At 48.4% G+C, this 16,161-nt stretch carries 5 protein-coding genes; all 5 read right to left on the bottom strand.

Features of this window, described 5'->3' with window-relative positions:
• Position 1: 1 nt before the first annotated feature.
• Genes BMW86_RS19870 through BMW86_RS19850 form a run of 5 tightly spaced genes read right to left on the bottom strand, consistent with a single transcriptional unit; the run spans position 2 to position 16,062 of the window.
• Complete coding sequence (locus BMW86_RS19870; RefSeq protein WP_177189316.1) at positions 2-2,689, bottom strand: deaminase domain-containing protein; 2,688 nt, start codon at positions 2,687-2,689, stop codon at positions 2-4.
• 10 nt (positions 2,690-2,699) lie between these two features.
• Positions 2,700-4,949: a fibronectin type III domain-containing protein gene (locus tag BMW86_RS19865; RefSeq protein ID WP_143056626.1), complete on the bottom strand. Its 2,250-nt coding sequence runs from the start codon at positions 4,947-4,949 to the stop codon at positions 2,700-2,702.
• A gap of 41 nt (positions 4,950-4,990) precedes the next feature.
• Positions 4,991-9,301 carry a hypothetical protein gene (locus BMW86_RS19860; RefSeq protein WP_177189315.1) on the bottom strand — a complete coding sequence of 1,437 codons (4,311 nt, stop codon included), beginning with the start codon at positions 9,299-9,301 and terminating at the stop codon, positions 4,991-4,993.
• A 30-nt stretch (positions 9,302-9,331) separates the two neighbouring features.
• Entirely contained in the window at positions 9,332-11,386 is a 2,055-nt protein-coding gene (locus BMW86_RS19855) for a fibronectin type III domain-containing protein (protein ID WP_089783449.1), read from the bottom strand.
• A complete protein-coding gene (locus BMW86_RS19850; RefSeq protein ID WP_089783448.1) occupies positions 11,386-16,062 on the bottom strand; it encodes a hypothetical protein in 4,677 nt (1,558 codons plus the stop codon). The genes BMW86_RS19855 and BMW86_RS19850 overlap by 1 nt, the downstream gene beginning before the upstream one ends.
• Positions 16,063-16,161: the final 99 nt, after the last annotated feature.

The following is a 16,161-nucleotide window of genomic DNA, read 5'->3' as shown; positions in this document are numbered from 1 at the left end:
CTTAATAATGAATTTTGGTAGTGGTAACGATATGTAATCTAACTTTCGGGAACATTTGCCGGAACTGCCACAGTACATAGGAGCAGGATGGGCAAGTGATAAGATCCGTATACATTGTTATCGTCTCTTCAATATCAGCAGGGTTACGGCCTTTTTTCTTCTGTTCAGCAGCATAATATTCCAGGGCTATTATATCCGTATCCCATTTCTTTAGATATGTTGTGGGTTTAAATACCCTGTTGTTATCATCATCCATTAAAGTATAGAATGATTTCGGGATAAATTTGTCGGCCTTGGCATTTTCCATATTGGGACTATATTGTTTACTGCTCGTACAAAGATATTCTCCAAATGGGTAGATGAGGCGTGCTATATTCTTGGTTCCGGATATGTTATAGAGATTTCGGTCTCGCCAGGCTGCAACCTGGGCGTCCCAATCCGGACCTGCCAATTCAATAGTCGACAGCGGATCGTTGATATAAAACTCCCTGAATGCCTGGTACCCCTCCTCGAATTTGATAGGTAAAAATAGTCCGTCGATCTCAGCAGCCTTGGCCCTTTTGTCGTTGAGGTACATCCGCTTGTCCTCTACCAATGCCTTTTGCGCAGCACTTATGAAGACATTGATCTGTCCGAATTTCGGGTCAGAACAAACTTCCGCATCTTTTTTAAGCTTTACCCAAAAGTCGATCACCTCGTATAATGCGGTGACTGTGGACGATTCAATACTCTCCGGATCATGTATGTTGCCAATAATGGATTGATGATTGCTGATAACATCGATCGCATCAAGCATCTTTTGGCCATCAGGATCACTTAATATCCGTGCCTTAATTTTAGGAGCATTAGCCACGAGAGACGCCAATGATGTAGCATCGGAACTGAATTTAAGGATATTTGCGAGCGTTGATCCCTCCGTTAGTATGAAAGGTCCTTCCAGGAAGAACGTACTTACCTCGTATATATATTCTAACTTCTCTGCAGGACCCCTAAGTGTAGTTTTCAGGATGTTACTGTATAGCAATATTGCCGGAACAAATACTTTTTGTCTTTTGGCAACCTGCTGTCCATTAACCTTGAACTGAAATGGCAGATAAGTAGTAGGCATAATACCCACAAATTCAAATGGTCCCCTGGCGAATTCTATCTCCCCATAGCTGACATTACCGTTTCTGTCAATTTGCTGATAGCCGCAAGGGCCATTGTAGTTCCGGAAGGTGAAACGCAGACTGTCATCCGTGGTATATTTTGCCACCACATTGTTAGAATTACTATTGTATTCGGCCTCCGGGTCATAAGAGAGGTAGGTGCAATTATCGACCTTCTTGCTGATAGCCGAAAGCTCATTGTCGTAAGCCCTATAAGCCCATTGGCTCAACGTGTCTACCATGTTCGTGAAATTGTCATCACCACCTGTTGAAACGCCTAATACCTTATGAGGGTCATTTATCTTAGTGATGATACGTCGTAATACTCCGTTATTTTCATTCAGGAAACTTAACAGGGGCTTCCGCTGATCTTCCGGCGTACTTCTGAAGATATCCATGATTATATTCTCACAATAGTTCACCTGCAAAAGTCTATTGCTCCCATCTCCGCAAAGGGTAGAATTGGACAAATCCGTTAGCAGACATTTGCGCGTATCCAATGAAAGGTCAACCATTGATCCCTCAATAGTTGTGGTAGCGTTAGGCAACGGCGTCGCGTACAACTGTTCCAGCCTTGGCAGTAATTGTGCGCAATTGAGGTTCGCCAGCGAAACTCCGCTTTGTGAGCCCAGAAAGGTGAAGACGTTTCTAATAGACTGACTAACAAAATTAGCACGGCCTTCAAGTGTATTTTGCGCGTCCGGGACATCCCCCGTTAAATGCGCGGTGTTATAACTTTTCAGGGCATTTATCAGGTTCTGGTCTATACCGGGACTGTGGAAATAGCCATCCATGAGAAATGCCTGGGGGCGGTTCCGTGTCGTGATCCTTGCTGTGGTTTGGTCTGAGTTAGCTTGTGCTACCTGTACGGAATACTGGGCTAGTCCGTATTTATACATATTAAAGAAGAAGCAAACGATGTACTTGTCCTTCTTGAAGATATTAGCAAAGGCGGTATTACCAGGGACGTTGATTATCTTGTTTAATACTGAGTAAACTATCTTTTTCTCACTTCCGCTCAGATCCGTTGTGCTTTTATCTTTTATTTCATTGTCAAATGATATGGTGCGTACCGTTGCCCAGTCAATATTCTCCTCCAGATCAATATTGTCATACTTGTACATGCCAGATAACACAAAGTATATCTTGTAGTCCTTGTATTGCGTGTTGTCGAGGTATGTCTTTCTAAGCTCGCTGATCCAGGTATTCACCCGGTCAATGTCCCATGATATGTCACCATTTGTCATCGATTCACCGAACCATCCGTTATTGATCCATATTTTTCTGACTTTGTCATTGGTGAAATGGGTGAAGAAGGAAACCGGCGCCGGTTCATCATCCATTATCATATAGTTAGCCTGTGATGCTTTCCCTTCCTGGATAAGACGTTCATTTACTGCTATCTGTGCAGCGAGTTTTGCCCGGATGCTGGCAGCTTTGGCATCGATGGTACTGTCATTAAGCGTTGCGCCGTTTACTGCATTTGTAGCGGTAAATAACACCAGCAGTAAAATCCTTATGCTTAGATAAACCTGTCTCATATATAACTTGTTACTCGGCATTGATGATGATGATGATCCTTTCCAGCAGTGATGCTTTGATCTCCGCTATTAAGTCCTCGTTACTCTTGTTTTTCTCCTTTTCCTCCATGATCGTTTTCAGCATACTCTTACCGTTCAGCGCTTTGTCAGCGGCAAAGAACTGGCTGATCGAGTTAGCGTCGCTGTAAAAAGCCTGCAGCGCCTGAGCGATTTTGTAGACTTTGACAGCACCATTTGCCGCGAAATACTGATCTGAAAGATTATTGTAATTCTTTATGTCGTCGGTCATATCTTCTGTTGCCAACGTTACTTCTTTTATGTTGCCTATTACGATCGGGATGTCCTCAGAGACAGTTGCCTGCAGTCCCTGGTTCTCAAATATTTCCCTCTTTAATTTGGCAGTATAATCATCCAGGTCGCTTTGCTTGTTCATTCCCTGCATATCCGATTTCAGCCCCTTGATGGCATTCACCATCACATCTGCCACTGCAGCTATCAACGCATCCTTCTCCTTATTCACAGCTATCACTTCCTTCTTCGCATCCTCAAATTTCTGCTTCGCCGCATCCACCTTTCCTTGTGCGGCGGCCCGCTCTTCCGGTGTCTTCGCATCATCTAACTCTTTCTTCGCGGCGTCATATTCAGCTTTCGCCTGCACCAGGTTATCTGCAGCCAGGTTCATGCGCGTCTTCAGATCTTCAGGCAACTCTTCTTCCGCCAGTTTTTTTATCTGCTCCGCCATCTCTTTTACTTTCAGGTAATCCGCATCTATTGTCAACTGTATCAGGTCATTGATCACGCTGGCCAGGTTGACAATCGCCTGTATCACAGAATCTACATTTGTTCCCTGCAGTTTCGTTGAATCAAACGTCGTCATCAGCATCCCCTTCATCAACTGCCGGTTTGTATTCACCTGTATATTGTCAAACTTCACCTTCACCCGGTTGTATCCCAGGAATGGGATCGTGATATAACCAGTGCCACTATACGAAGCCCCACTGTTCTTTAATGTCATGAACCGCACAGGAAAATCGCCCGCCATGATCTGATCATCCGGCTTCAGCGTTTTTAAGGCGGTATCATTAGCCAGTTTAATGTCTGATAAAAGGCCGCAGGAACCACTGTCCACAGCATTCTTCGCCGGCATCTCAAAGGCGTGCAATTCTCCCAGTGTTTTACTACCCAGGCTACAGGAGCCGCCTACACGGTATTCATATTTATGACCGGGTATGGCATCTCGGATTACCGCCTGAGTGCTGTCGCTTTTTACATTAAACCATTCTGCTTTGTCATTATCCTGCTCACGGTATTCCACCAGGTATTCAAACATCTTCGGCTGGGGTGCCCAGGTAATGGTGGCTTCACCATTGGCTACAGTGGCGGCTACCTGTTGCGGAGGCTGACAATCTTCCTGCAGGGTGAAGTAGAAGATCTCGCTATAGCCATTATTGGTAAATACGTCAAATACATCCGCGCCCAGTTTCGCTATAGCGCGTATCCGCCAGCCATAACGTTTGCCGGGTAGCAGTGGCGGTTCTGCCGGACCGTATAATAAAGTAGTGGCGTTGGTGTTAGTCTGGTACAACGGCGGCATGGTGCCAAAAGCGGCCTCCGGTAAAATAGCCGTATCCCATAATTCTACCAGTGTAAACTCGTATTCTGTCAGGAAAGCGGCATTCGGACTCCCCATATGCCGGGGTGTCCAGTTAAACACAATGTTCAACGGCTCACGGAACGCTACGGCTTCTCCCTTACGCGGCAGGTTCAGCAAAGGCGGTTCGCTGGTGCTGATCCATACAGGAGGCGCGCAGCTCTGTTTATCATTGCTGATCAGTTGTCCGCTGTTGGCTTCCACCACATCCACGCAAAAGGTGTAAAAACCATCCGGCAGCTTACCGCTCTGTAATAACTGCGAACGGGGTATGCCGGATATTTCCATGTTGTCCAGGTTAAAATAGGGTGCCAGGTCGTTCAGCGACAGCTGTACCGGCAACCCGGCGTCCAGCTGCACCAGGGGATAAGAACCATAGTCGCGGTTGCGCAAGGACACTGTAGTGCCCTTGATGTTCAGCCGCAGGCGCACGTTCAGCGTCGGCTTCTGCAAATCGGTATTCAGCAGGGTAACGATCATCCTGGCCTGTGAGCCGTTATACAGGTTGCTGAGCTGTGCGGATACCGGCTGCAGGGTCTGAACCTGTACTCTCACCGGGTATTGCTGTGCGGCAAGCGGGCGGCATATCATACATAATAATATGACCACGGCTATTTGTATACTGCGTTTAGCTGTCAACGGTATCTTCTTTATTGAGTTATGATGATCTTCCTTATTGCATTGCCCAGCGGCGTTTCCAGCAGCAACACATAGGTGCCTGCCGTTATATTCAGCTGGTAGCCTATGTTGAATTGCGCGCTTGAGCTTTCCTTACGGTCATTCACCAGCTGGTTGCTGATGATATTGAACAGGCGCAGGCGTATCTCCGATGCTTTATCCAAAGTCACACGCACAGTGAATTGTCCGGTATTAGGATTGGGCAATACTTCAAATGCGGTAATGAATGGCTGCTGTGCGCCGCCCGGGGCCGGCAGGGACTGTGGTTCCAGTACGGCGATGTCTTTGGTGAACACCTGTTCACACTCACCGGTATAGGAATGTAAGCGGATGCGATACACGCCAGTGTCCGCAAAACGCAGTGAGGCCAATAGCGTGGTGTTCTGCAACACCGTTATGTTGGACGGTATTTCCCACAGCGTACGCTCCGGCAGAGGATGACTGATATTGACCAGCGACACCTCTTCATTACGGAATACCTGTGTGGATACCACAAATTCTGCCGCTATATCCGTTTCCTGTTGTTGTATGTTAATCGTATCATGGCCAATACAACCTTTGCCGTCCATAACGCTTACCCAGTATTTCCCGGTCTTGCTGAGTGTAACCTGTGGTGTAGCCGCCTGGAAGGTGGGCTGGCCACCCCAGGTATAAGTAGCAACAGGATCTGTTATAGCAGCATTTACCGTATAGCTTTGAGCGTTACAAAGGGTTTTGTCGGCCCCCAGCTGCACCTGCAGCGGCGATGCATCAGGCAGGTTAAAGGATTGTACGCGTTTACAGTTGTTGGCATCCTGGATGGTAAGGGTGTATTTGCCTGCACATAGCTGATCTATCCTGTTGCCGGTGGCGCCGTTGCTCCACGCATACTGGTAGGGAGGAATGCCCCCGCTGATTAGTGTATTAATGGCGCCATCGCAATAACCCGCGCACATCGGCGCTGTGATGTCTGCATTTATCACCATGCCATTGGGTATAAATACATCAGCCTTGTTTTGCGTTTCGCAGCCGCGTACGTCTTTTACAAACACCAGGTAAGCACCTTCTGTTAAGTTGCTGATACTGCTGGTGATTTCGCCATTGGTCCATTCATAATTGAAGGGAGCAGTACCGCCGGTAACTGTGGCAGTTACCGCGCCATCCTGTCCACTGGCACAGGTTACCGGTGTGGTGGTCAGTTGTACCTGCAACACGTTCGGCTCAACGAGTACGAAGGGTACAGCTGCTTTTTCAATATTGTTCGAGTCTGTAATGATCACTTTATAGGTACCGGTTGTTAACCCGCTGGCCGTTGGTGTCGTTTGCCCAATGGCGTTATTACCCTTATACCAGGCAAAGCGATATGGCAGCGGGCCGTCTATGCGTACGCCACCACTGGCCGTAGCTGTCAGCACCCCATCTGCATCTCCCTTGCAGGATACATAATGCTGTTCTGCGATGGTTACCTCCAGCGGGGGCGGTTCGTTTAATGAGAAGCTGGCAATCACCGTACAACCCTGCATGTTAGGATCAGGACCGGTATAGTTAGCGTCTGTGATGGTAACGGTATAATCGCCTGCAGGTATACCGGACAACAGGTTTTCATAACCACCGGCCACTACCTGGCCGGTACCACTGCCCAATGGCGTGCCATCCACCTTTTGCCAGCTAACGTTGTATGTAGGGGTACCACCCTGCAGCAGTATTTTAATACTACCATCCGAATAACCATTGGCAAGGGGCCGGGTCAATACCGGCTGTACCACCTGCAACGGAGCGGCGGGTTGTGCTACTGCGGAATCACCTGATAAGGGGCAGCCATGGTAATCCGTTATATCCACAGTATACGTGCCGGCATGTAAACCGGTATTATGGGCGGCCTGACTGCCATTGCTCCAGTTGTACCGGTATGGCGTTGTACCGCCGCTTACCAGGGCTTCCAGCGTACCATTGCTGCCATCATAACAAGTGGCGGGCGTGGTGTTGAATTGTACCTGTAACGGAGCCGGATCTACGAGATCTGTAGTATCAGATAGTATAGTGATGCCATTGGCATCCTTAGCTTTTACCTGGTACAGACCGGCGGGCAGGTCAACTGCCGTCATCTCCGTTTGTCCGATAGGTACGGTCGTGCCGTTCAACACCTGGTACCATTCGTAGGTATAATAAGGCGGGGTTTTAAATGGTATACCGCCACTTACCTGTGCAGTAAGCCTGCCATCAGTCTTGCCGGTACAGCTAACACTGTCCTTGATCTGTATATTGGCTACCAATAGCGGCGGTTGGGTAAGTACAAAGGTATTATTGAGCGTACAGCCATTCCTGCTGTCAGTGGCTGCAGCGTTATAATTAGCGTCTGTGACAGTCAGCGTGTAATCGCCGTCTGCCTGGTTGCTGATAGTGGTGGTATATATACCGTTGCCGTCTGCAGTGTTTACAGGCGTTAATAAAGTGCCATCTGCTTTCCGCCATTCAATATTATAGGAACCATCTGCATTTGGAGTGCCACCCTTCAGGTGTACCGTAATGCTACCATCCGTATAGCCGTATGCTTTAGGGTTAGTGATGGAAGTTGCATCCACGGCCAGGGGAACATCCGGTTGTTTAATGTTGACGTTAACCTCCGTGTTGCCGGAAGGCGCTTTACCGGGACATCCGTTCTGGTCTTTTACCTGTACCAGGTAGTCGCCCATGCTCAGACCGTTGATGGTATTAGTATTCGCATTGAACGGCTGCGTCCGATAACTGTTATCTGCGGCCTCTTTATACCAGGCCACATATCCTCCCCATCCTCCGCTGGCGCTGAGGCTGATGCTGCCATCACTACCAGCGTAACATTTTACATTGGCAGGTGTGGGAGTGGAAAACGTGACCTGCGTGGGTTCCGTCAGCGTAAAGGTAGATGGGCTCACTCCCTCAATTGAGGTAGGGCGGCCGTTATAGCCTCCGGTGACTGTTATCTGGTAGTCACTGGCGGATAAAGTATTGGTGGGCCAGGTATAGGTGCCATCTGCTGCTATACTGGTACTTATGTCGTTGTGCAGGGTACCGCCGGTACCTACCCGCAGGTCCTTCACTTCCATGTTCAACGTTTCACCGGGATATAAGGGGCGGTCAAAAGTGACAGAGAAACCACCATCATTAGCGCCGGTACAGGAAATGTTTTTTGGTGTCACGCTCGTAATAATCGGTGCCGACAGCCGGTAGTCCAGTGTAACCGTGGCGGATTCCCGGTCCGGGGCACAGGCTGGTATCATTTTAACCCGTACTAATTTGTTGAGGTTTTGCTCCCAGCTGGCTCCAAAAAGACTTTTGCCGGATATGCGTAAAGGGTTGGTATTGGAAGTCAGGTACTGCCAGGCGCCATTATCAACCTGGTATTGCCAGATGTATTGCGAGGTTGGTATCCCGGAGGGGCCGGTGAGCGTGATCTCCTGATCAGTAGGTAGTATATTGGAGCCGGCTACCGGACCATATACGATGTCAGTCATGACCTTATTATAGGTCACTCTAATGCTACCGCCTATCTGTGAGAATACATCTGAAATTGTTTTATCATAATCTACGCCGGGAATTTGGTCGTCAAAAGGAATGTCTATCGCTTTAAATAACGCCGTACCTTTTACTATCGCATAGCTGGCAACGTGTATGTACGATATTTTTTTGGCACTGCTGTGCACCGCATTGAACGTCCTGGAGACAGGGGTAAACGTGGTAGTGTTCGCAGCAGTCCATATAAAGGCGAATAGCTGCTCAGATGTGCCGTCTGTATAGTACGCCGATACATCATAATCCATAGCCGAATTGCCGGGATATGGTTCATTTGTCACAATCTCTAAATTGTATACATTGGAAAGCGGCTTAATGGTCGCATGTATACTTGATTCCTGGTGAAAGCCTGGAAATAAACCGCCAATATAAACATCATAACAAGTACGATCGATGTTGGGAAAATCGTAACCATCATAGGTTGATGCCTCTGTTTTATTACATGCAGAGAATCGTTTGCCCCAGGTTGCAAAACCTGTTACCGGATTATCTGCGGAAAAGACAATTGTCTTGGTGGGTATAGTTCTCACCACGCCAACAGGGAGATCATTCAGGTATCCTGATGACAGCATATTTGCTGAGCCGTTGGCATAGACTACAGATAATTCATAGAGACTATTGCAGACCGCCGTACTGCCGAAGCCCATGATGGCGTTGTCAACTGTCAATTGGTATCTGGCTTGTTGCTGTGCGCTTATCCTACCGGTAAACGCCAGCAGTGGAAGACATAACAACAATAGGGTTCTTTTTATCATAGGTCGCATAAGTAAGAGGTATGCAGGGTATTAATAACTTGTTTGAACTTTCTTAAGCGGGCCGCTTAAACCGTTTTTGTTCACAGCCCGTACGCCATACTCATAAACAGTATTGATCTTCAGTGATTCGTCTACGACCATTTTCACATTTGCCGGAACCACCTTCCAGAGGCTAAGCGACTGGCTGCCTGCGCCTTTATATAACTGGTATTCGTTTATACCATCGTTATTGTCTTTCCAGGATAGTTCAATGTAGCGCTGTTCCCGGTTCACATAGACATTCACCGCCTTTATGCTGATACCACCCGGGTCTGCCGGTACTGTTACGGTAATGGGTTGGGTAGGCGGCGATTCAAGACCGCTGCTGTCCTTTGCCATCAGTATGTAAGTGTAGGTCTGCCCGCCTTCGGCAAACCGGTCCACGTAATATTGGGTGCCATCCCGGAACGTTTGCAGTAATACCCACTTACGACTGGTATCCGCACGGGCTTTCCGGTACAGGAGGTGCGCGTCTATGTCTTCATCTCCACTGTTCACCCAGGATAGTTTTACCAGGCCATCTTCTACCTTATAGGCGCTGAACAGCGGAGCGGTAGGTGGCACCACATCCGGTTTCTTCAGTTCCAGGATAGCGGAATAGCCGGATTGGTTATACCGTTTATCCAATGCGGCTACTGCATAGTATATTTTTCTGTTAAGGGATTTTACGGGAACCGTGTCTTTATAAACGGTATTCATATAGATGGAATCCACTAAGGGCGACAGTTCTTCATTCAGTCTGCCGGCGCGGAATACTTTGTACCCAAACATATCCTTTTCCGTATTGGCTTTCCAGCTAAGCGTTACCACACCATTGCTGTCAATAGTAGCTGCAAGCCCTACAGGCGGTGCGGGCGGAGTAGAATCTACCGGTTGCACCAGCACCGGGAACGAGGTCGTAGATTCGCCCTCTTTCGCCACTGCCGTAATGGTAAAATAGTTGGAGGGCAACAGCTGATCATATTGCAGGCTACGCTGATCCGGGGCAATATTGGTCAGCACCGTCTTGTAAGGCCCATTTTCACGCGCGGCCTGGTTCAACGCAAAACCTTTGATAATTGTGTTACCCGCCGTTTCAAACTCCCAGGTAAGCGTCATTTTTCCCTGTGCGGAGATCTCGTTGCTGCGGATGTTGGGTACGTATATCAATACATGTCTGCCCTTGCCGGTGGTTACTGCAGAAGGAGGTCCCTTTTCGCCAAAAGCGGAAATACCCCTTACCCTGAATTGGTACACCGTGTTGTTGTCTTCCAGCGAGTCTATAAAATACATACGGGGAGAAGGCTTGCCCTCTTTTTCATTGAGGTTGGTCACTGGCAGAGAGCGGGCCGGTGCAAAGGTCTTCCCTCCGTCTTTGGAACGTTCCACTATCCAGGAGGTATAGTAATGTTTTAAAAGACTGTAATCCCAGCTAAGCGCTACCTGTTTATCACCAAACACAGCACCTACATCTCCTGGTACCGGCAGCGGCGCATAGTCCTGTATGCCAATGAACACGCCGGCAGAATCGTTGAGAGACCTTACCCGGTACAGGTATTTCTCATTGGGGCGGGCTTCCTTGTCTTCCCAACCCCAACCCGCCATCACAGCGGCTTCAAAACTATTGTCTGCAGCATATAGGGAGAGTGAGAAACGCTGTTCCTGCTCGGCCGACTGTGCCATGATGCTTGCAATGCCTTTATCACCACCACCACTAACTTCAAAGTCCTTACCATACAATGCCTGCGCAATGATGGCGGCATACTGGTCATGCTGCACGATATTTTCCCACTCGTTTAATGGTTTGGGCCGTAGCGGTTGGGAATTCAATACTTTAACCTCCGGCGATGGCAATAGCTTCCCATCCCGGGTAACGGTATAGCGGGTAAGCTCAAAGCCATATTGGTTGCCCTGTTTCCAGGCACGGGAGGTGGTCATGCCCCAGCGCAGCAATATGCTGTATTGCCGGGCGCTGGCAGTAACCGCTATCCTGGAACTGTCTTTACGCTGGGCGCGCAGCGGCATAACAGCGGTAAGTATAAGCAATATAAAAGATAGCCTGCGCATTAGAAGCCGGTGGTTTTAAATGGATTGTGATAATTAAATACAGCACTGCTGGTTTTCGTACCGTCAGGCAGCACATATTGGTATTGTACTTTGTAGGCGCCATACCGTATAAAAGGGAAATGCCCGTTTATCAGGTAGTCATATTTGAAGGCATCCGGTTTGCCCAGGTACCTGTTTACTACTTTGTATTGCAACTCAGTGAAGTCCAGTCTGTACACCTGTGGAAGGTTATAGATATACGGCAATCTTGTTTTTATCCAGCTGGTCACTTTACCGGTAGATGCCTCCGCCAGGTAAGTGGGCGTCAATATCAGGGCCTTACTGGGACTTACTCCTAATTCATCCGTATTACGGTTATTAATCAGGATGTTGTTATCAATAGGATAGTTGGCATATAACAGCGGGTTGATGTCACTTGTATAATATGCATCATCCATCACCGCTTCCACATTTACCATCGGTTTGTACCCGGTGTAATTGGTACCGGTCATTTCCGCTACTTCAAAACCTTCATATTCGCCTACATCTGCCAGCAGGCGTATTACATCCGTGGATACTGTTTCGCCTACGCCATCTTTCAAATGCAGCGATTGCATCTTCTCCGCAAACGTGCTGAATTGACTGGTATGGAAACCATAATGCAGCAATGATTTGGCCACGTCGCCTCTGGAAACTGTCTGTGCCTGGTTATTAGCCACAGAATAGCTGCCGTCCTCACCCGCATCCTGCTGCTGCTGGTAAGCTGCCACCGCATCCGTGCTTTGTGCGCCGGGCGGGATGGCTATTACGTCAAACTGGTAAGCAGAATTCGCCTTCAGGGCCGACGGGGTAAAATGAAGCGTTTGTGAAACGGAGTCATATGTCATATCCACTTTAGTGATCTGACCGGCGGCATCTTTAAAATTGATCGCATATTGCCATCTGGCGTCAAACAGGTAGGCCTGTCCCATACTCAGGTTAATAACGCCTTTATCAGATTCATCCTTATAGAAGTACTGCTGGTTCACTACCGGGTACGCATATGCGATATTCTGCAGTGGTATATAATCCGGCGCGGTACCGGTAGTAAAGTTCACTGTATCGACTTCCTCACCCGGTTTACCATCTACATAGGCCGTTTGCCAGTTACCGTTGTCCAGCTGCTCTTCAAAGGCCACTTTCACAATGGCGGTCAGCGGTTTTTGAGAAGGCAGTATCTCTTTGGAGAAGAAGGAAACACCGTCATTATTGCTGTTCCATTCCAGGCGGCCGGCTATTGGCTGACCGGCATCTGTAACTGTAAAGGATGTTAGTCTGGCGCGGTAGTTCTTTGTGCCATTGTCATCCTCTACCTCAAAAGGCTGACCTATACGCATATTAAAGGCGGCCTGTGGTGCGGTGAATACGTCTACCCCGGTGGAGTTGGCAGATGGCTTGATGTCGGATATGATCTTCACATCTACCGGACTGTTGTTGCCCGTAACGATCTCGCACTCATGGCCAATGACCACCTTCATCCGCATATTACCTTTTACCAGGCCGTTCAGCACGCTGAATTTAACAGCCATGTATCCTCTTAACCAGGTGGGGTTGGGTAGTTTAGCCTGCATTAGCATGGCTGCTGCCCCGGATATCAGTGGTACCCTGGCCTTGATGAATTTCAGGTTTACTTTCACACCTAACTCACCCTGCAGGTACACATAGGCCTGACCGTTAGCATACCAGCCGTCTATGCCTATCTTATCGGTGCTGCCCACGCAATGCGCATCCCCATAATCTTTCAGCATGATATCAAAGCCTACGCCCGCTTTAAAGTTGGCGTACAGTATCAGGAAATTGATATCGCCCGTTTCTACGCTAAGGCTGGCGCCAAATGCAAAACCCCGGCCTTCGCCCAGCGCATTGGCATCGCGCATATAATCCAGTTCCTCCATGTCTACGCCCAGGATATCCGCTACTTCCTGCGGTGGCGGCGGAGAGGCGGGTATCTTGTCTCCTACCATCAGGTAATTACCTGATTTAATGACGAGACCACCTATGGACAACTTAGTACCTAAACGATTGGTGGGTGTCCCCATATGCAGGTACCACTCGCTGGGCGAAATATGGATCACGGCCCAGCCTGCGCGGTTGTCGCTGGAGTTACCCGTCATCATACCATTGGCTACGTTCATGAACATATCAAAGTTGCCGTGCAGTGTAGAAGTAGTGAAATCATATTGTATGCCTACATAGGCAGTGATGCCAACTTCGGCGGACAGATTGGCGTCGCCCGCCATAGCGGCGGCGGCCCCTGAAGGATTAGATACTTTTAATTCCTCCAGCTTTTTGCCAGCGGACCCTAGTTGGGCAATAGCATTCTGCTCCTGTTCCTGCAGTTTGGCAAACTGTTTAGTCACTTTACTTGTGATGTTGCCCATCGGTAATGTGGCAAGTATTTTAGCATAACCATACAGCCCCATGAAGTTGATACCACCACTACGGTTAAACGCCACTTCAAATGATACTTCCCCATGTACTACCTGGTCCTTCACCATATCAAACAGCACGGCGGCTTTAATGCCCAATCCTGCAGTGGAATCCGGCACATACTTTACACCTGTGGGTGAAGCAATGGTATCAATACCTTCTTTTTTCATCCGGTAATAGGCGCCGCCACCAAAGCCTGATATTTCCAGGGGCGGGGCTACTGCGATGCCGGGCTTAAATTCAGCCTTGCCATCTACATACCAGTAACGGAAACCCTTGGAACCAAACATGGCGCGGGTCTTTACCTTTATTTTCCCCTGCATAAAATCCGCATTTACCTCCCCGCTGATCGCATCGCCATACACGGCGTCGTCGTCATATACTCTCAGTAAACCGGATATCTTCAGTGCACTGCTCAAATCAGCATGCAGCGAAATAGAATCCAACTTTATTTTCTCAAATTTCCAGGTCTGCAGCCCTTTACTGTTGTCAAACTTTCCCACCAGGGCCAACCGGGTATCACCCCCAAATTTCCCTTCCATCAGGTTAAAGCGTACCTCAATATTGAGGTTGGCTGTAGTACTGTCCTTGGTTTCCAGGGAGATTTCCTTAATGGCCACCGGAAAATTGGAAATTGTATTCTCATCCTTGTACCCAAAATACTTGGCGGTGAGATAGGGTGCTTTGGCCTGCAAATGCAATTCCTGGAACACTATGCCTTTAAATTTGGCAACAGGTTTGCCGTTGTCATCTACCTTCAGGGACGATGCCAGAATCAGGTAGCCATTCAACATAGCTTCCGGCTCAAAATGTCCGTCAGATAATTTTAACTGTACCCAGGAGTTAGGGTTTAACTGAGCTTTTGCCCGCCACACCATAAAATCCAGCGTATCAATGGTGGTCAGCTTCAGTATATATTCATTATCAGCAGTAATAACAGCAGAATAAGCCAGCGGGGCTTTGGCCATTGGCAGGCCCAGCATACCGTTGAACGCCGCGCCCGTGAGGTGGTTGGCCACCAGGTCTATGTCCAGATGGTCCACAGAGAACCTCCAGCCGGCAGCGCTGCCATCCGGCAATATGTTATTGGCAAAGAAGTTACCGGAGATACCATTGTTATCGATAATCATGTTCTTGCCGCCAAACGAAACACGTTTGCCGGGCTGGTTACTCCACATAAATTGTTTGGGCAACGTTACTTCCAGGTCCGACACATATACTCCCCGCCATAAATTAGGGTCATCGGCAGGCATGTATCGCTCCTGGTATTTTGCGGGGTATACAACGTCCGGAGAGTTACGCAGGTCGCTACCGTCATATACAGCTTTGCCTATACGGAACCCTACGCCCTTGAGGGGAGTTATTTCAAATGCAGGCAGTTCTACGCTCACGAGTATATCATTCCAGTCGCGCACTACAGTATTGAATGAGGCCTTTACCTGTGCAGTAGTGTCTGCATTCCGTTCTCCATCTGCTTTTAAAGGCACCAGCATGCTACGCGGGAACATCAGGTCCCCGCTAACCCCCAGTTCCTTAAAGCCGTTACAATCTATTGTTACATAGGTAAGATCAAGGCCCTGGCCGGTATTCATATCCATGCCGCCTTTCAGTATCAGGGCTGCCGTACCACCGCCCAGCTTTATAGGTACATCACCCAGCAGCACCAGTTTGGCATCACCCAGTATGCCACCTTTGTACGACAGTTTAAGGCCTTTTATACCAAAAAAGATCTCATGTGGCTCCTGCGGTATCTGCACTTTGGCATAAACCGTAAGTTCCGCATAGGTGGAATAGAACATAGCATTGCTCACCCCAATCGTCACGGTGGTATTACCAACGTTCCTAAAAAGCCCTATAGGCAGCTCATTCAGGTCGTCTGGCGAGAGGGAGGAGACATAGCGGTTATTCTTGTCTATTTTCTCGAATTCTGCCTTAGCTATGTCGCGGTATACGTGAGCATTACTGTCGGTGTCGTATATACTTTGCAGGTTGGCATCGGAGAACAAACCGCTTTCGGGTGCTATCAGCGTTTCCTGCACCAGCTGTTTATCTATATCCGGAAAGCTGCGGCTTTCCATCGTACTGGTGGTCATGACATTGGTGGCCGGTAAACGGGTCTTAACGTAATCACTGTCCGCCGCATGCACGGCAACAGCCTGACCAATAATTAATAACGTTAACAGGTTAATGTAACGGCAAAAGAGTGTTCGCAGGTAAAGTTTTACCATAGGTTGAATAATATAGGTATAGGGTTGGGTTGCCGGGAACAGCTCAGTTAACAACGATCAATTACTACAGAGAACAACAGTTATTTCCCCCCTCACAAA

The organism is Chitinophaga sp. YR573, assembly GCF_900110995.1.
Lineage (GTDB): Bacteria > Bacteroidota > Bacteroidia > Chitinophagales > Chitinophagaceae > Chitinophaga.
The sequence above is the reverse complement of the archived record's forward strand: the minus strand, read 5'-3'. Positions and strand labels throughout refer to the sequence as shown.